Source organism: Sorangium sp. So ce362 (assembly GCF_051519845.1).
Taxonomy (GTDB): Bacteria; Myxococcota_A; Polyangia; order Polyangiales; family Polyangiaceae; genus Sorangium.
Map to the genome: position 1 here is coordinate 7,483,663 of NZ_CP150332.1, position 17,461 is coordinate 7,501,123.

Sequence of the window (17,461 nt, forward strand, 5' to 3'; positions counted from 1 at the left end):
GGCGATCCGGCGCCGCGTCCTCACGGCGCCGCCGCGCCCGGGCTCACTCGACCGACAGCGCGTCGGCGACCATCGCGCGCGCCTCGTCGAGCACGCGATCGAGGTGCGCCTGGTCCTTGAAGCTCTCCGCGTAGATCTTGTAGACGTCCTCGGTGCCCGAGGGCCGCGCGGCGAACCAGCCGTTCTCGGCGACGACCTTGAGGCCGCCGATCTCGCCGCCGTTGCCGGGCGCGCGCGTGAGCTTCGCGGTGATCGGCTCGCCCGCGAGGGAGGTGGCGCGCACCGCGTCGGGGGAGAGCTTCTTGAGCACGCTCTTCTGGCTCGGCGTGGCGGGCGCGTCGATGCGGGTGTAGAGCGGCGCGCCGAAGCGCTCGGTCAGGTCGCGGTAGTGCTCGGCGGGGTCGCGGCCGGTGCGCGCGAGGATCTCGGCGGCGAGCAGGTCGAGAATGATGCCGTCCTTGTCCGTCGACCACACCTGCCCGTTGCGCCGCAGGAACGAGGCCCCCGCGCTCTCCTCGCCGCCGAAGCCGAGCGAGCCGTCGAGCAGCCCGTCGACGAACCACTTGAAGCCGACCGGCACCTCGCGCAGCGGGCGGCCGAGGTGCTTCGCCACCCGGTCGATCATGCTGCTCGAGACGAGCGTCTTGCCCACGGCCGCGTCAGGCCGCCAGAGCGGGCGGTTCTGGTACAGATAGGAGATCGCCACGGCGAGGTAGTGATTCGGGTTCATCAGCCCGGCGCTGCGCGTGACGATGCCGTGGCGATCCGAGTCGGCGTCGTTGCCGAACGCGAGATCGTAGTCGTCCTTGAGCGCGATGAGGTTCGCCATCGCGTACGGCGACGAGCAGTCCATGCGGATCTTGCCGTCGTGATCGAGGGGCATGAAGCTGAAGGTGGGGTCGATGACCTGGTTCACCACGGTCAGATCCAGCCCGAACTTCTCGGCGATCGGCCCCCAGTACGCGATGTTCGAGCCGCCGAGCGGGTCGACGCCGAGGCGCAGCTTGGCGCCGCGCACGGCCTCGAGATCCACGACGTTGCCGAGATCGGCGACGTAGGAGCCGATGTAATCGTACGGGTGGGTCGTCGGCGCGTGCAGCGCGGTCTCGTAGGGGATGCGCTTCACGCCCGCGTTGCCGGCGCGGAGCAGCTCGTTGGCGCGGTCCTCGATCCAGCCGGTGACGGCGGTGTCGGCGGGGCCGCCGTTGGGCGGGTTGTACTTGATGCCGCCGTCGTCGGGCGGGTTGTGCGAGGGCGTGATCACCACGCCGTCGGCGAGCCCCGAGGTGCGCCCGCGGTTCTGGGTGAGGATCGCGTGCGAGATGACCGGCGTCGGCGTGACGCCGTTGTGCTCGGCGAAGAGCACGTCGACGCCGTTGGCCGCGAAGACCTCGATGACGGAGCGCTGCGCCGGCTCCGAGAGCGCGTGCGTGTCCATGCCGAGGTAGAGCGAGCCCGTCGTGCCCTGCTTCGCGCGGTAGTCGCAGATGCCCTGGGCGATCGCGAGGACGTGGGCCTCGTTGAAGCTGCGCCGCGCGGCCGAGCCGCGGTGACCGGAGGTGCCGAAGGCGACGCGCTGCTGCGGGTCGCTCGGGTCGGGGACCTCGCTGTAGTACTGCGCGCGCAGCTTGTCCGGATCGATCAGCACATCGGGCGGGGCTTTACGGCCCGCGAAGGGGTGGAGCGGCATGAGCCTCCGCATAGCCGAGCGCGCGGGACGAGCAAAGCCTTCCGCGCGGCGCTGCGGCCGCTCCGCCTTTCGGCGCACCGGACGCCGCGGCGAGCGCGCGGCGCGCCGGGAGGCCTCCTTTCCTGCTGCGATGCGCGCCGCGTCCCGGTATCCTCGTCGGGCGATCACACGACGGACGGCGATGCCGCGCTCGAGGGAGGCTTGCCGTCTCCGCAGGATCCCCGGCCGCCCGCGAGGCCCCTGTCGAGCCGTGTCCAGGCCGTCGTCAACTTCTGCGGACCGACGGACATGGAGGCCTTCTTCGCCTCGGCCAGCACCCCCGAGGAGATCGCCGAGATGCATGGCCGGCTCGATCCGCTCTTCAACGGCCCTCCGCCGGAGCGCGCGGACCTCGTGCGCTCGGCCTCCGCGATCCACCATGTCGACGCGCGGGATCCCCCGTTCCTGTTGATGCACGGCACGCGCGACGAGGTGGTTCCGTTCCGCCTCTCGGAGGCGATGCACGGGGCGCTCTTGCGCGCGGGCGCGCCGAGCGTGCTCGTCCCTGTCGCGGCATGGGGGCACGGCTTCCGTGGCGCCGAGATCGACCGGCGCGTGCTGGCGTTCCTCGACAGGCACCTCTGGCGCGCGCCCATCGTCGTCTCCAGCGAGCCGGTGCGCGCCGAGCGCACGCCCGACTGACGGCCCATGGTGCCCGGCAACGAGCCGCTCAGGCTGCTGCTCCTCCCCGGCCTCGACGGCACCGGCGCGCTCTTCGAGCCGTTCCTCGAGGCGCTGTCCGGCGACATCGCGCCGAAGGTGGTCTCCTACCCTGCGGACAGGGCGCTCCGCGACGCGCTCGAGGAGCTCGTCGCGGAGCGCCTCCCCGCGGACGGGCCGTACGCGCTGCTCGGCGAGTCGTTCTCGGGGCCGCTCGCGCTCCGCCTGGCCTGCCGGCGCCCCGGCGAGCTCGTCGGCGTCGTCCTGGTGGCCACCTTCGTCACGAACCCGGTGTGGCTCGTCCCGTCGCTCGCGCGGCACCTCGTCGGTCCGTGGCTCTTCCGCCGGCGCGCGCCGGCGTTCGTCTCGCGCCGCTACCTCGTCGGCGCGGGCGCCACCGCCGCGTGGATCGAGCGCGTGGCCGCGAACGTGGCGACCGTCGACCCCGCGGTGATGGCGGCGCGCGTGCGCGAGGTGCTCTCGGTGGACGCGCGCGCGCTGCTCCAGCGCTGCGCCGCGCCGCTGCTCTACCTGGGCGCCGCGGGCGACGCGCTGGTGCCGCCGCGCGTGCTCCGCGAGCTCCGCCGCCTGCGGCCCGACCTCGAGTCCGTCACGGTGGACGCGCCGCACCTCGTGCTGCAGCTCGCGCCGGAGGCGTCGGCGCAGGCCACAGAGGGGTTCCTGAGGCGCGCGGCAGCACTGCCCAGGAGCGCAGCGCCCGGCTGTCCGGGCGGCCTCTAGTGCGCCGAACCTGCTGAAGATCCTCCGGCGAGGGGTCGGTACCCATCATCGCCCGTGCATCGTCGCTCCAAATTTCGAGCGAGGCTTCGTAGCAGGAACGCAACGCAGCCGAGTGTTAACGCAAACAATCCGGCGCGCATACGCTGACCTCCGTCCGGCTGAAGCAAGCGGACGTGTGCTGTACGGGGACTACCGGGGCCCCTTCGCGTCGTCCAGCAGGTCATCGGACGAGGCGCCGGACTTTGTGACGATTCAGAGAGCGATGTTCCTGCATCGCAGCCGACCTTTACTGGACTCAATTCAAGGAGATCCTACTGATGGAACAGAGACATGCAGGCGTGAGAGCGCTCGTTGGTGCTGCCTTTGCCCTTCTGGCAGCTGTCGTTTCTTCGGGCTGTATTTACGAAGCTGCCGAGGAGGAGAAGACGGAAGAGTCCGCGAGCGCGCTCTATGACAGCCCGCAGCTTGTGGGGAGCGGCGTGCTGGCGTTGCAGGCCGCGCAGAACCTGACACAAGCCAACGGAAACCTGTGGGAATACTGCGGCCTGGTGGTCCGGAAGGCCAACGGCCAGTACCGCGCCGGAGCCCCGGTGACACAGAATTCCCAGACGTTCTGCTCCGCGAGCATCTCGCTCTCTGCGGGTGAAAGCGTCGTCGGCTACTATCACACGCACCCTGCAGGGGTGGACACCGAGTTCAGCCCCGAGGACATAGCCGACGCCGAGGCCGACAGTCGCATGTATTTCGTGGCGTGCAGCGATGGCTGTGGGTACAGATATGACCCTGCGACGAATATCACCTCGCATCTAGGTTGCTCGTTCTGACAAATCCAGTAGCATCGATCGAAGTCGCAAAAACCGCTCCGCTCGGCCCGCTGCAAGGAGGAGGTCTTCATGCGCATGACGTGGTTGCACTGTATCGGCGGCGTTGCTGCTGCGACGTTCAGTCTCTGCTCATGCGCAGCCAGGAGCGCGAGAGAAGCCGCACCGACGAAGGTAGACCATGGCGTCCACCAACCGGCCACAGGCGCTGCCGATGGGCAGGGGGCCGGGCGTGGGGCTCCGTGGCCCGGTTGGGTCGCTGTCCCGGACCCCCAAACCCGTCCGGACGACATCGAGTGCGCCGGGCAGCTGTCAGCACCGATGTGGGGTCTCCGGCGCGATGACGGGGGACGCGTGCTCCCTGTCCAGGTGGGCAAGTGGGCTCCCGTCGTAGACCCCCTCCCGGTCGAGCTGCCAGCTGAGCTTCGTTCCAGCATCCCCGCCGACGCTGCACGTCGCGTTATCGATGTGGACGATGGCTGGCTGGTCGCGGTCGACAAAGGGGAGTTCGGCGCGGGTCTCTTCTGGGTCGACAAGACGGGGATGCGAGGCCGACGCATCGACTCGGCGCTCGACGAGCGTATCCGATGGATCTCACGCGTCACGTTCGGGCTCATCGGGGTCGCCGGGCTGTGCCATGGCGAGGCGTGCGCGAGGCACACGAAGCTCTATCGAATCGACCGCAACGAGCGAGGTGACTGGGCGCTGACGCCGCACGCAGATGTCGTCGGCTGCCCCGCCGCGCGCGTGCTCGATCCAGGCGCCGATGCGGTGCTCATCGGCACATGCGGCGCCCTGTACCGGGTGACCAAGGCGGGCGTGGATACGGTGGGCCAGTGGTCGAACCTGCTGATACCGCGCGCGTTCGAGGCATCGGTGACAGGGGATGCGCACGGCGACTATCACGTGAGCTTCGGCCGGCTGATCGCACGGTTCTCGGGCAGCGGAAAGCCGGACTGGTTCGCTCCGACGTCCTGCGCGAGCGTGCAGCGTGATGCAGGCGGAGCGTGCTCCTGCGTCCAATGACCGCGCCGAGGCTGACCGGGCCAGCGCCGTCGCGCTCGACTCCCCGCACGACTTCCTGACGAAGCCGATGGCCCCCGAGGCGTGATGTTCGGCGACGCGAAGATCGCCGCCCGCCGCCGAGGAGGTGAGCCAGCCCGCGGCGGGCTCAGGACCTGCGGTTCACAGCGGGCGCTGCGCCGCGAGCGACTCGAGCCACGCCGCGCACGCGACGTCGTCTGCGGGCGGCTGCACGCCCTTCAGGAGATACCACGCCTCCCGGTGCTGCGCGCGGGCGCCGGGCTCCACGCGCTGCAGCGGGCCGAGCGCCTCCACCTCGAGCATGTCCGCGTTCGTGAACGTCTCGAAATTGACCCCCATGTCCGGGTACGTGGCGCCCTCGATGAACGGGAACCGCTTCAGGAACACGTTCCCGTGGTTCGCGTACGCCGCGTAGCCCTGGCTCATGAGCATACCCACCTTCTGCGGGGCCTCGCCGGCGACCTGCCGCAGGCGCAGCACGCGCTTGCCCCAGGTCCACCGGGGATCGCTCATGTCGGTGTACGGCCAGAGCACGAGCGGCCGCGCCGGCAAGAGGCGGTCGGGGTGCGGGAAGAACGGCGCGTGCGGGAACAGGCACTCACCGCCGCCCGCCATCACGGTGAGCGACCAGGGCGTGAGCTCGACCGCATAGGCGCCGTGGTTCTCGATCGTATGATCGAGGACGAACCTGCCCGCCGCGGCGTCCGCCGTGATGCGGATCTCCTTCTGCATCCCGTACTTGTCCGGCGCGGGGCGGAACACGTGCGCGCCGTTCTCCTCCCGATACTCCACCGGGTCGTTGTCGGGCTGCAGCGTCCGCTGCTCGTCCTCCGGGCCGATCCAGAGCCGGTGGCCACCGTAGAACCTGTACCTGGTCCCGCCCGTCGCGCCCTGATCTTCGGGGATCTCGGACAGCTCGTTCGGACCGCCGATGACGCCGTACCGCATGATCCGCGGGCCGATGTCGAGCGTGACGACGAGCTCCGTGTCGCCACAGACGAGGCGCGCGGCGCGCTTCCAACCGCCGTAGGGGATGATCTCCATGAGGGAGGTCTCGTACCGCAGAACCCGATCGCGGTTCAACCCCGACAGCCGGGCGAGCTCTTGGCGCAGGGCCTCCGGAAGGCCCGCACGCGGCGCGCTCGGAGCCGGCGCGGCCCCGCAGCGGTTCGCTCGCTCAGGGCCGGTCGCCGGCGAAGCGCTCCGGAGGAGCGAAGTCGGCCGGACGACCGCCGAGGCCGGCCGCGATCGCGCGCTCCCAGTAGCGGCCGCCGAGGCCGAGCGCGAAGTCCTGCAGCGACGGCAGCGCGTGCGCGCGGCTCGATGCGGCGGCGACGGCGCGGAGCAGCGGCACGGCGAGGAGCAAGCTCTGCCGCGGCACCCCGAGCTGCTCGGCGAGCTCTTCGCCCAGGACGGCGCGGGATACGCAGCAGAAGATGGCCATGATCCGCTCGGCGCGCCGGCGCTCGCCGTCGCTCCGCGCGCTGCGGATGCTGTGGGTGACCAGCGCGTCGACGAGCAGGCGCGAGTCGTTGTCCGGCGCGCCCTGCGTGGCGAAGATCATCTCGGCCAGGCGTCTCGCCTCGGCGCACGACCCCGGGATGAGCTCCGGCTCGACGCCGATGACGTAGGCCACGTAGCGCCAGAGATGGACGAGGTCCTCTTTCTGGTCGGGCGGGATGTGGTAGCCGAGCTTGTCGAAGCCGTCGAGCACCGCGACCGAGAAGAGCAGCGCTGTCGCGACCATGTCGTGCTGGTTGATCGGCTCGCCCCAGAGCGATGTCTGCCACCGGCCGCTCGCGCGGATGAGGCGCCGCACCTGGGCGTGCATGATGCGCACCTTCACGGTGATCGCGAAGCCATCGCCGGAGCGGCGCATGCCGTTCGCCTGGCTCACGGCATAGACGAACCGGCTCGTCTCGCCGAGGCGGCGCCCGGCCTGCTCGCGGAGCCTCCCCGAGAAGACGAGCGGCTTGTTCCCTCCGGGCGAGGCGTACCCGAGGAGGAGCGCCTGCATCGCGAGCAGGACCCCCCCGAGCGCGCCCGTGCGCAGGAACGCCGTCCCGCCGCGGTTCACCGCCTCCCAGTCCACCCAGAGGGGAACGTGGTCGACCGCCGCGAAGAGCGCCCGCAGCTCGGCCGGGGCGTCCTTGGCGACGTGGTCGACGCCGCGCGCGAGGGCGGCCTCGAGGAGGCCAAAGCCCTGGCCCGTGGGCATCGACGCGAACGCCTCCACGACGGCGTCGGCCGTCGGATCGACGCGGAGCAGGAAGGGCGCGAGGCGATCGAGCTGGTCGCCGAAGCGACGGCGGGCATCTGCGGTGTCCTGGAACCGAGCAGGGATCGTCGCGTTCTTCATGCGGTGATACGGAATCCCTTGGCACACCGACGGCGTTCCGCAAAGACGAGCCCGCGCGGCCGGCGCCGCCTTCCGGCGAGCACTTCCCTGGAGCCGTGAGCGGCGATGGGGTGCCAGCCCGGGCGCCGCCCCACAGCGTCGCGGGTCGCCCAGCTCGGTAGTCGACACCCTGCATGGCGGCAGGGCGCCATCCCCCTCGTGAGGTGAATTGGAGAGGTGAATTCCACGATCGCGCGGTCAGCGCAGCGCGCTTTCGTTGTCTCCACCGCCGTGAGGCTCCGCCGCGCTCAGGTCTCCGTCCGGCGCGGCGCCTCGATCTGCCCGGTGCCGCGGCGGATCACCTCGGCGATGTCGTACGTCTTGCGCTGCGCCAGGCAGAACCTGAGGCCCTCCCGCAGGCTGCGCATCGGGTTCAGCTCATCGAACGAGACGCCGAGGGTGACGAGCGTCGCTGCGACGTGACCGCCCAGCCCGGTGAGGACGCAGCGCGCGCCGAGGAGCTGCACCGCCTGGGCGAGCTTGACGAGGTGCAGGGCGGTCATCGAGTCGATGACCGTGACGCCGGTGAGGTCGAGGATCACCCACTCGACGTCGCTGTCGTCCGCCACGCGGGCGAGGAGCCGCTCGGTCACCTCGACGGCCCGCACCGAGTCGAAGAGCCCGACGAGCGGGAGCGTGAGGATGCCGTGCCAGATGTCGATGATCGGCACCGAGAGCTCCCGGATGGCGCTGTCCTGGCGCTGGATGGTCTCCAGCTGGCTCTCGAGCTCCCGCTTCGAGGCAGCGAGCGCGGTGAGCGCCAGCGCGCTCTGCTGCGCCGTGGTGGAGAGCTCGGAGAGAAAGACCCTCAGCGCCTCCTCGATCACCCCGAAGGCGTCCTGTTCGACAGCCTCGAGCTGCTTCAAGGCGAGCGCGATCTCTCCCGTCGATGCGAGCGCGACCGCATCGATGACGCGTTGCATCCGACGCTCCTCGAAAGAGATCATGTTCTCGGATTCTTGCATGGGCTCCTGTGCGCTCAGCAGGGGTTGACCGGGAGGCCTCGGTGCTCCTTCGCGGCGTCGAGGCGCGGTGCCGCCCCCAACGGCGGCCGGCGCGGCCTGACCGCGTGCACCAGGCCACACAACTACACCTGCTTCGATATCCTACCTGATGGCCCGCCTTGGGAATTTGCCTTCGACCAGAGACAGACAAATAGCTCATCCTCGTCACGGCTGGAAGGAACCAGCTCGTGGGATCGGCTGAGCCGCGGCTCGCCTTCGTGGGTCGGCCCACGAACAGGCGGGCTCATCGTTCTTCGAGCGCCTCTCCAAGGCAGGCGGGCAAGGGGGGGTGGCTCGCGCTCAATCGACCGTGCGAGCACAGCGGAATCCGGTCGAGACGTCGCCCGCCTCGCGGTCGTACGCGAGGCGGAAGGTCGACTTCGCCGTGCTCGCCGAGAAGTCCCACGATCCGCCGCGGAGCACGCCCTTGCTGCCGGTCGCCGGCACGCGGGGATCGGTCTGGGCGCCCTTCGTATAGACGCCTGGATCCCAGCCGTCGGCCACCCACTCCCAGACATTGCCCGCCATGTCGAGCGCGCCCGACGGGCTCGCCCCGGCCTGCGCCGAGCCGACCTCCTGGGTGCCTTTGCCGCGCGCGCCGCAGCCCTGTCCGGGAGGCCGCGACACGATCGCGTGCGCGCACCCCGGCGGCTCGTTGCCCCACGGGTACTCGCGGCCGTCGGCGCCGCGCGCGGCGTACTCCCATTCGGCCTCGGTCGGGAGCCGCTTGCCGACGAAGGCGCAGTACGCGGCCGCCTGCGCCTGATCGACGCACGAGATCGGGTGCTGCGACTTCGCGGGATCCCCCGCGGTGCAGAGCGCGCCGCGCTGCTCGACGTCCGCGTCGGTCGCGCGGGGGCCGTGCAGGCCGCTCGGCGTGCACCGGCCCGCCTCGACGCAGCGCTGGTAGGCGGCGACCGTGACCTCGGTGCGATCGAGGTCGAACGCGCGGGTCAGCGTCACCTCGTGCGGCGGCCGCTCGGATTTGCCGCCCTTTGCGCTGCCCATCGTGAACCGACCCGCGAGCACCCGGACCATGTCCGGCGGCGGCGCCTTCACCGGCGGCGCGGCCAGACCGCCGCGCGCGCGCGCCGGCGGCGCGTCGTCGGGGGCGCGGTGCAGGAAGAACGCGACGGCGCCCGCGCCGGCAGCGGCGGCCAGCGCGGCCACCGAGACGACCACGGGCAGCAGGCCGCGCCGCCGGGCGGCCCCGGCGGCCGCGGGCGCGGCGGGTGGCGACCCCGGAGGCAGCGGCCCCGGCGGCGCGCTCGCGGTGAGGGCGCGCATCGTGGTGGCGGGCGGGGCGGGCGGCGCGCCTGCCGGTGCAGGCAGCGCTGCGGGCGCGGACGTCGCGGCCATCGCGGCCTCGAGCGCTCCCCAGAGCTCGCCCGCCGTGCGGTAGCGCTCGCGCGGCTCGACCGAGAGCGCGCGGCGCACCACCGCCTCGACGGCGTCGGGCGCGCTCACGCCCGCGCCGCGCAGGCTCGGGCGGAACGCCGGATCGGTCGCGGCGATGTAGAGCTGCGTGACGTCGCTCCCGAGGAGGGCGCGGTTGCCCGACGCGACCTCGATGAGCACCAGGGCGAGCGCGAAGACATCGGTCCACGGCCCCGTCGCGCCGAAGCGGTGGTGGAACTGCTCCGGCGCGCCGTAGTGGACCGTGAAGGCCCGGAGCGCGCTCCCCGTCTCGGCCATCGCGTGCGTCATGCTCGACAGCTCGCTGAGCACCTTGGCGATGCCGAAGTCGAGGACCTTCATCGTGCGCCGGCCGCCGATGTCCGCGAGGAACAGGTTCGCCGGCTTGATGTCGCGGTGGGCGACGCCCTGCGTGTGCGCGACCTCGAGCGCCTGCGCCGCGGGCGCGAGCAGGGCAACCGCCTCGGCGAGCGGGCGCGCCGCATCGCCGCGGGCGCGCCGCGCGGCGATGTCGTGGTCGAGCGGCGCGCCGTCGAGCCACTCGAGCACGAGGTACGGCGTCCACTCGCCCGACGGCGAGACCGCGGCGCCCGTGTCGAGGGCCTGCACGATGCCGGCGCTCGCCCGGGAGAGGCGGTGGAGGAGCCGGCCCTCGTTGAGGAGCATCCGCTGGAACGCCTCGCGCTCGGCCGGAGCCAGCGCCCCGAGCTGCTTCAGGCACTTGACCGCCACCGGCTCATCGAACCCGAGGTGGTGGCCGCGGTAGACGACCCCGAACCCGCCCTCGCCGACCACGGCGTCGAGCCGGTATTTGCCGCCGATCGTCGCGCCCACCCAGCCGAAGGGATCCGAAGGTGCCATCGCCCGGCGCGAGTCTACACCGGGCGCCGCGGCCGCGCGGAAATCGCGCCGTGCTCGGGTGTGGAGAGCCCGGATGTCGTCATTGCGTTTCAGGGCTCGAGAGGAGCCCGAGACGATCCGGAGGAGGCCTGTGTCCCCGAGCCCCCCTCAGCGCGCCCGCGCCTCGAACCCGCCCGGGCTCAGCGCCCGATCGAAGAACGCGCACAGCTCCTCGTGCCGCGCCCGCGCATCGGCGCGGCCTATCTCGATGAGCCGCCCGGCGAACTCCCCGTCGAACAGCAGGTACGACAGGAAGTCGGCCTCGCGCTGCTCGTCCCCGTCGGCGAGGCGCCGCATCACGCGGCCGAGCACGCTCGTGGTCCGCGCGCGGAACGCCGGCGAGCGCACGAAATCCGCCGCCAGGCTGCCGATGTTCTTGGAGGCGCGGATGAGCAGCGACCGCATCGGCCGGAGCGTGCGCCCCGGCGGGAGCCCGAGCTCGTCGTTCAGGTCGTCGATGAAGCCCTCGCCGTAGCGGCGCCGCCCCGCCTCGAGGATGCCGTTGATGCTCTCCAGGCGCGCCAGGTCGTTGTCGATCCGGTCGAGCATCAGCGCGTTCAGCGTCTTCCCGAGCAGGAAGAGCGGCCCGGGGAAGCCCGGCGCGTCGCGCTCGTCCGCCGCCGAGGCCGGCTCGATGTACCGCGGATTGACGACGATCACGCCGTCGGCCCCGAGGCGCCGCGCCGGCGACAGCGGGACGTTCTGGCGCAGCCCGCCGTCGCAGTAGAGCTCGCCGTCGATGCTCACCGGGCGGAACAGGATGGGGAGCGCGGACGAGGCGAGCGCGTGCTCGGCGCGGATCGCGGTGGCGCGCGGGGAGATCGTCGGATCGTGGCTCCAGGGCGGCAGGCCGGGCTCGCGGCGGTGGACGAAGACGACGGTGCGGCCGCTCTTGACCAGCGTCGTCGACACGGTCACCGCCGACAGGAGCCCTCGCTCGAGGTGGCCGTCGATCCGCTCGAAGGGGACGGCCTCCGCGATCTGCCGCTCGAGGCCCGACGTGTCGAGGATCGCCGCGTGGCCGCCGCTCGAGGGTGCGCTCGCGGCGCCGCCGCGGAGCAGGTCGTGCCCGACCGCGAGCACGCCGCGCACGTCGAGGCGCACGAGGTCGTCGATGCGCAGGCGCGTCCACACCGCGGCGAGCCGCCGCGCGCGGCTCCGCCCCTCGTCCGCGAACGCGGCGAGCCCGCAGACGTTGATGGCCCCGACCGAGGTGCCGCACAGGATGTCGAGCGGCGCCTCGCGGCCGAGGTCGCGCGAGACCTCCTCGAGGATGTGCTGCACGATGCCGACCTCGTAAGCGCCGCGGGCGGCGCCGCCGGCCAGGACGAGCGCGATCTTGGGGGCGCGGCCATTCCGGGTCGAAGCGGGCGAGAGGGCGACCATGCTCTCAGAGTACCATGAGCGCCAGCGCGACACCGACCCTGAAAAGCGCGCCTCGCGCGGCGCCATGCTACATCCGCCGTGCGCTCGGACACGGAGGCGCCCGATGACAGCAATCTACCTCGTCCTTGCCTACCTCCTCGGAGCGATCCCGACAGGCTACCTCTTTGCGCGGTTCGTCAAAGGGATCGACATCCGCACGGTGGGCTCAGGGAACATCGGCGCGACGAACGTCCTGCGCGCGTTCGGCTGGAGACCCGGCCTGGTCGTCATGGCCGCGGACGTGGCGAAGGGCGCGCTCGCCGCCGGTCCCCTCGCGTCGTGGCTCTCCGCCGCGCCGGGCGGGTGGGTCGCGGCGGCGGGCGGCCTCACCGCGGTGCTCGGCCACGACTACACGGTCTTCCTCGGGATGCGCGGCGGCAAGGGCGTCGCGACGTCCTGCGGTGCGCTGCTCGTGCTGGCGCCGCGCTCCACGCTCGCCACCCTCGCCGTCTTCGCGATCGTCGTGCGGGCGACCCGCTGGGTCTCGGCGGGCTCCCTCGTCGGCGCGCTCGTCCTGCCGGCGTTCCTCTGGCTCCTCGGCGAGCGGGACGCCCCGGTCCTCTGCCTCTCGCTCCTCCTCTGCGCGTTCATCTGGCTGAAGCACACCCCGAACATCCGGCGGATCATCGCGGGCACCGAGAGCACGATCTCGTTCGGGAAGCGGCCCGACGGCGGCGCGAGCGCCGACGCGCCGCGCGAGGACGAGCGGCGCTGACGCCGCAGGCCGGCCGGGGCCGCGGGCTTCGTCAGCTCACTTGGCGATCGTCTTCGCGTAGAGGACCGCGCCTTGCTTGTCGATGAACTCGAAGCGCAGCGTGCGCCCCTCGGACTCCAGGTAGGCGAAGCCCTCGGTCCCGTCCGTGTAGAAGAGCTGCCCCGGCTCCCTCGGGGCCGAGGCCGCCGCTCGGCGGATCTTCGAGCCGGCGCCGCTGACGGCGAAATAGGTGCCCGGACAGCGCTCGTCGCGCCCCTTGTCGATGAGCTCGAGATTGTGGTCGTGGCCGCTCATGTACATGTCGGCCCTGCAGTAGATCGCGCGCTGCATGTCGAACATCCCGTCCAGCCCGAACTGTTGATTTTCGGCGGCGTGCGCCCCCGACGTGTAGCGGGGGTGATGGCCGAAGACGATCTTCCACCGGGCGTCCGAGGCGGCGACCCGCGCGCTCATGTCGAGCGCCTGTTCATCGGAGGTGAAGTCGACGGTATCGATCCCGAAGAGATGGACGTGCCCGACGCGAACATCGTAGTACGCGGCGGGCATGTGCCATTTGTCGGTCATCCGCGTGCCCGGCCCGTCGCCCCGCGGCAGCAGCGAATAATCGATCTGCGCTTGCCGCACGCCGTTGCTGCTGGGGCCGTGATCGTGGTTGCCGAGGACTGCGTAGAACGGGAGGCCGTTCAGGCCCGGCCGATCGTAGGGTTGCTCGAACTTCGGGCCCCACTGCGCGTCGCTGGTGTCGACAACGCCGTGATTGTAGAAGTTGTCGCCGTTCATCATCACGGCGTGGCAGCCCCCGACCTCGAGGCACTTGTCGCTCATCCGATCGGCGACCTGGTGCTGCGCGAGGTTGCCCTCGCCGGTGTCGCCGATAGCGATGATCCTGACGACCTTGAGCGGCGCGTCGACGAGCCTGGCGCCGCCCGCGCCGCCCTCTTCCGCGCCCCCACCGTTGCTCGCGGCGCTGCTCGGCGCGGCGCCGCCGCCCTCGCCCGCTGCGTCGCCCGCGCCTGTCGAGTAGCCGCCTGTTCCGGCCTGCGCTCCGCCGCCGGGAGCCGTCGCGCCGTCCGCCCCGCCGCAGCCCGCGCCGCAGGCGACGGCCGGCAACATGGAGAGGACGAGGGCAGCCATGGCCCCCGGAGCTCCGGCGAAACGACAACCTGTACGGAGATGCGTCATCGGTGCGCATTCTAGCCAGGGCTGGCCTCCGGTGATCATCCACCGGCGCGTCCGTTCGCTCTGGCGCACGAGCAGGCTCCATTTTCGCTTGACACCAGCGAGGCCACAATCTATCGAAATTGAACATAACTTTCAATATCAACAATGGAGCCCTCGTGAGCCCGGAGATGCCCCCTGTCCTGAGCCCGTCCCCCTGCGCAGCGCTCGCTGCTTTCCCCTGGTCCGCGGCTCGCCGCGCCATCGCGAGGTGCTGATCGATCGCGTGCGCGGGGTGGATGGATTGCCTCCGCGGCGCGGGCGACGTGCCGACGCTCCTCATCGCCGAGGGCGCCCTGGCCGGCCAGTCGCCCGAGCTCGTCGACGCCTTCTTCACGCGCGCCTCCCTGCGCCTCGCGACGGGGACGGAGCTCCTCCTCGATCTCGACGCGTCGCCGCCGCTGCGGATCCCGCCGCGAAAGCGCGCCTGCCTGGAGCTCCCCACGCTCGATGGATCCGTGGCGCGCTACCCGCGGCTGCGGCCGTTCGGCGGGGACGAGGCCGCGCCGGCGCTCGGGCGGGCGCTGCGCGAAGCGAGCAGGGCGGCGCGCCTGCTCCAGGACGGAGGCGCGCCGTCCGTCCTCCACCTTCGCTTCGCGTGAGCCCCGATGTCGATCGTCGAACCCCAGCTCACGAACGATCCGCGCAACGGCGGCGCACGCAGGGCGCGCGCCGGCTCAGTACACGCGGAACTGACCGCTCAGCGTCAACAGCGAGAGCAGGTGGAGCATCCCCGAGTAATAGCGCGGCTGCCCCGTCGTCAGCTCGGTCGCCCACGCCGCCTCGATAAACTTGGCGCGCTCCTCGCTCGTCGCGACAAGGCCGGTGACGCCGTTCATGACGATGAGCGCAGACTCCCGTGCACCGAGCGCCACGCCGTCGAGCGTGTAGGACCCAACGTAGTAGTCCATGCCCTTGCTCGAGAAGAACGCCAGCAGCCGGTCGGCCTCCTCCACCTGCCACGGGTCGACCCCGAACCAGACGTGGTCGAGCGCGATGTTCAGCAGCGCCCGGTAGGACTCCGAACCGAACCTCTCCGAGCCGGTCACCGGTGTGCCGTCGAAGCGGGCGCGCACCGGGATGAGCCCGGTGCGCGGGTGCGCGACCGCCTTCCAGTGCTCGCGCGCGCGGGCCGCAGCCTCGGACCAGAACGGGTCGCCCGTGGCCTGCGCCCAGAGCTCGTAGTACGCGGGCATCGCGGCGGATGGGCGGGTGATGTCCGCCGCGTCGACGTGCGGGACGTCGAAGACGAGCTTCGTCTCCGCGTCGAAGGTGTTCGTCACGCCGTCGTCGACGCCGCCGTTCAGCGTCTCCTTGTGGCGCATCACCTCGAGCAGGGCGATCGCGTCCGCTCCATAGTCGATGCCCCCGGTGCCGCTCCCCCAGCGGCCGTGGGCGAAGAGCAGCGCCATCGCGAGCTGCTGGAGGCCGAACGGATCGGTGCACCGCACCGTTCTACCTGCCGGGGTGTCGCACCACGACCTGAAGTAACCCTCGCTGGGGCCGGACGTGCGCTCTAGCCAGACCTTGGCGTACCTCCAGAGCCGATCGAACTCGCGCCGCTTGTCGAGCTCGACCGTGATGATCATGCCGAAGCCGATGCCCTCGGTGCGCACCTGCTCGTGCAGGACATCCCAGATGTAGGCCCTGTCGGTGTTGGACAGGTCCGGGTAGAAGATGGCCTCGGTCCATGGATCGCCGTAGAAGAGCTGATTGAAGCGATCGTCGATCTTCTCCGCGATCTCCTCGTCCGTCTTGCCGAGCACGTCGCGGAGCGCGTTGGGGTACTCCGGTGGACCGGTCAGCGGGCGGAGCTCATCGCTGGTCATCCGGTCGTGGCCCAGCCAATCCACCGTTGTCCCACATGCAGGCAACGCGCAGAGCGCCAACGGAGCACATACAATGCCCGACGCTACGCGGAACCAACGGAGGGGGGCGGGACAGCGCATGACCCGGAGTTTAATCAGTTACATAGCGCCGAACCCTGGAGGCAAGCACGCTGTTCGGATGCCGGCGCAGAAACGTCTCGGCGCGCTGCGACGCCGCGTCCGGCCGGCCGCTCTTCGCGAGCGCGTCAATCCGCAAGACCTCGGCCTCGAGCGCCATCCGGCCGCGCGGATGCTCCCTGGAGTAGGCGTCCAGGAGCGCGAGCGCGCCCTGCGCGTTGCCGCTCGCGAGCGTCGTGCGCGCCGCATCCAGCGCGCTGAGCTCCGCCTGGAGCGCCGTGCTCGAGGCGGACGGCTTCGGGGCGACCCTGGGGGCCGCGCCGCCGCTGTCGCCGGCGCGCGCCGGGGCGGGGAGCTCCTCCGGCGGAGCCTCCACGGGCGCCGCCTGGGCCGCCGGGGTCGGGCGCGGCGCGGCCCGCGCGATCGGGTCCGCGAGCGCGCCGCCGAAGCGGTGGACCGCGAGGGGCTCCGGCGCCTGTTGCCCGCGCCAGGCGAGATAGCCGGCCGGGATGCCGGCCAGCACGCCCACCGTCGAGAGCGCGACGAGGATCTTTGTCCAGCCGAGCTTCACGGCGAGCGACGAGGACGCAGCGGCCGTCCCCGCCGCGGAGACCGCAGCAGGCGCGACGACGCTGGCCGACAGCGCGGCGGCGCCGGCGAGGCCCAGCGCGGCCATCGTCTTCGCGCGCGTCTCCGGTGAAGTCTGGTACGACGCGCCGGCGCTCAGCAGCGCGCGCTCGAGCGGGCTGTCGCTCTCTTCCAGCATGCGGCGTGGTTCACTCATCGTCTCACCTCGCTCGTCGCAACGAGCTCGAGCGCGCGGACGCGCTCGCGAAAATCGACCCTGGCCCTTCGTAGCCGAGAGGCCACGGTACCCTGCGGGATCCCCAGCACGCCGGCGATCTCCACCATGCTCATCTCCTCGAATTCGTACAGCACGAACACGGTCCGCAGGTCCGACTCCATCTTGTCGAGTACCTGGTCCAGCATCTGCCGCGCGTGCTTCTGGCTGGTAAGCTGCTCCGGTGTCGCGCCGTCCACGACCTCCGGCGGCTCGGCCGCCGGAAACTCCCGCCGGCGCGCGGCGCTGCGTCGCGCGTGGGCGGCCACGTGAAGCGCTGTCTGGAGAAGAAAGCTCTTCTCGGCCCCCGGCCGGACATCGTCCAGCCGCTGGGCGGCGGCGATGAAGGTGCGCTGCACCGCATCATCGATCTCGGCGGCGGGGGTCCCCGCGTTGCGGAGCACCCGCCCGATGAAGTCGAGATGCGCGTCCACCATCCGGCGCAGGCGCGCATCCCGTTGTCTCAAGCTCGCTGCCGAAGGTTTCACGTTCGCCGGCTCCATTTCAGGCAAAGCAGGCGATGTCAGGACTTCGGCGACCATGTTTCCACTCACCACGAGGCGGGACATGAGACCAGGGAACAGGCGTTCCGCACGGACGACG

The 17,461-nt window shown here is 71.4% G+C and carries 16 protein-coding genes; 6 read left to right on the forward strand and 10 right to left on the reverse strand.

The window, feature by feature from the left end; all coding sequences use genetic code 11:
• Window positions 1-43 precede the first annotated feature (43 nt).
• The gene (gene pgm / locus WMF17_RS28375) at window positions 44-1,690 is read right to left on the reverse strand and encodes a phosphoglucomutase (alpha-D-glucose-1,6-bisphosphate-dependent) (protein WP_437644205.1); all 1,647 of its coding nucleotides are present in this window, start codon (window positions 1,688-1,690) and stop codon (window positions 44-46) included.
• A gap of 201 nt (window positions 1,691-1,891) precedes the next feature.
• Between pgm and WMF17_RS28380 the strand changes: the two genes are divergently transcribed.
• The 4 genes from WMF17_RS28380 to WMF17_RS28395 all read left to right on the forward strand — a co-directional run bounded on the left by WMF17_RS28380 (window position 1,892) and on the right by WMF17_RS28395 (window position 4,977).
• Window positions 1,892-2,371, forward strand: a complete 480-nt coding sequence (locus tag WMF17_RS28380) for a prolyl oligopeptidase family serine peptidase (RefSeq protein ID WP_437596296.1) — start codon at window positions 1,892-1,894, stop codon at window positions 2,369-2,371.
• Between the two features lie 6 nt (window positions 2,372-2,377).
• Window positions 2,378-3,130, forward strand: coding sequence for an alpha/beta fold hydrolase (locus tag WMF17_RS28385; protein ID WP_437644206.1), 753 nt, complete (start codon window positions 2,378-2,380; stop codon window positions 3,128-3,130).
• 317 nt (window positions 3,131-3,447) lie between these two features.
• Window positions 3,448-3,954 carry a DUF4329 domain-containing protein gene (locus WMF17_RS28390; protein ID WP_437644207.1) on the forward strand — a complete coding sequence of 169 codons (507 nt, stop codon included), beginning with the start codon at window positions 3,448-3,450 and terminating at the stop codon, window positions 3,952-3,954.
• A gap of 366 nt (window positions 3,955-4,320) precedes the next feature.
• Window positions 4,321-4,977, forward strand: coding sequence for a hypothetical protein (locus tag WMF17_RS28395; RefSeq protein WP_437596299.1), 657 nt, complete (start codon window positions 4,321-4,323; stop codon window positions 4,975-4,977).
• A gap of 159 nt (window positions 4,978-5,136) precedes the next feature.
• Here WMF17_RS28395 and WMF17_RS28400 read toward each other — a convergent pair whose 3' ends face one another.
• The 5 genes from WMF17_RS28400 to WMF17_RS28420 all read right to left on the reverse strand — a co-directional run bounded on the left by WMF17_RS28400 (window position 5,137) and on the right by WMF17_RS28420 (window position 12,099).
• Window positions 5,137-6,039 (reverse strand): hypothetical protein, encoded by a 903-nt coding sequence (locus WMF17_RS28400; protein WP_437644208.1) that lies wholly within the window; start codon window positions 6,037-6,039, stop codon window positions 5,137-5,139.
• Between the two features lie 133 nt (window positions 6,040-6,172).
• The gene (locus WMF17_RS28405) at window positions 6,173-7,354 is read right to left on the reverse strand and encodes an oxygenase MpaB family protein (RefSeq protein WP_437596301.1); all 1,182 of its coding nucleotides are present in this window, start codon (window positions 7,352-7,354) and stop codon (window positions 6,173-6,175) included.
• 287 nt (window positions 7,355-7,641) lie between these two features.
• Window positions 7,642-8,316 carry an STAS domain-containing protein gene (locus WMF17_RS28410; RefSeq protein ID WP_437644209.1) on the reverse strand — a complete coding sequence of 225 codons (675 nt, stop codon included), beginning with the start codon at window positions 8,314-8,316 and terminating at the stop codon, window positions 7,642-7,644.
• Window positions 8,317-8,697: 381 nt separating this feature from the next.
• Complete coding sequence (locus WMF17_RS28415; protein ID WP_437644210.1) at window positions 8,698-10,674, reverse strand: SUMF1/EgtB/PvdO family nonheme iron enzyme; 1,977 nt, start codon at window positions 10,672-10,674, stop codon at window positions 8,698-8,700.
• Between the two features lie 147 nt (window positions 10,675-10,821).
• Entirely contained in the window at window positions 10,822-12,099 is a 1,278-nt protein-coding gene (locus WMF17_RS28420) for a patatin-like phospholipase family protein (RefSeq protein WP_437596304.1), read from the reverse strand.
• A 103-nt stretch (window positions 12,100-12,202) separates the two neighbouring features.
• Between WMF17_RS28420 and plsY the strand changes: the two genes are divergently transcribed.
• Entirely contained in the window at window positions 12,203-12,853 is a 651-nt protein-coding gene (gene plsY, locus WMF17_RS28425; protein WP_437596305.1) for a glycerol-3-phosphate 1-O-acyltransferase PlsY, read from the forward strand.
• A gap of 36 nt (window positions 12,854-12,889) precedes the next feature.
• Here plsY and WMF17_RS28430 read toward each other — a convergent pair whose 3' ends face one another.
• Window positions 12,890-13,987, reverse strand: coding sequence for a metallophosphoesterase (locus tag WMF17_RS28430; protein WP_437644211.1), 1,098 nt, complete (start codon window positions 13,985-13,987; stop codon window positions 12,890-12,892).
• A 323-nt stretch (window positions 13,988-14,310) separates the two neighbouring features.
• Here WMF17_RS28430 and WMF17_RS28435 point away from each other — a divergent pair, with 323 nt between their 5' ends.
• Window positions 14,311-14,673: a hypothetical protein gene (locus tag WMF17_RS28435; RefSeq protein ID WP_437644212.1), complete on the forward strand. Its 363-nt coding sequence runs from the start codon at window positions 14,311-14,313 to the stop codon at window positions 14,671-14,673.
• A 75-nt stretch (window positions 14,674-14,748) separates the two neighbouring features.
• Here the strand turns inward: WMF17_RS28435 and WMF17_RS28440 are convergent, their stop codons facing one another.
• From WMF17_RS28440 to WMF17_RS28450, 3 genes are all read right to left on the reverse strand, one after another.
• Window positions 14,749-15,924, reverse strand: coding sequence for a glycosyl hydrolase family 8 (locus WMF17_RS28440; RefSeq protein ID WP_437644213.1), 1,176 nt, complete (start codon window positions 15,922-15,924; stop codon window positions 14,749-14,751).
• 106 nt (window positions 15,925-16,030) lie between these two features.
• On the reverse strand, window positions 16,031-16,801 hold the full coding sequence (locus WMF17_RS28445; RefSeq protein ID WP_437596310.1) for a hypothetical protein: 771 nt from the start codon (window positions 16,799-16,801) through the stop codon (window positions 16,031-16,033).
• On the reverse strand, window positions 16,798-17,400 hold the full coding sequence (locus tag WMF17_RS28450) for an RNA polymerase sigma factor (RefSeq protein ID WP_437596311.1): 603 nt from the start codon (window positions 17,398-17,400) through the stop codon (window positions 16,798-16,800). The genes WMF17_RS28445 and WMF17_RS28450 overlap by 4 nt, the downstream gene beginning before the upstream one ends.
• Window positions 17,401-17,461: the final 61 nt, after the last annotated feature.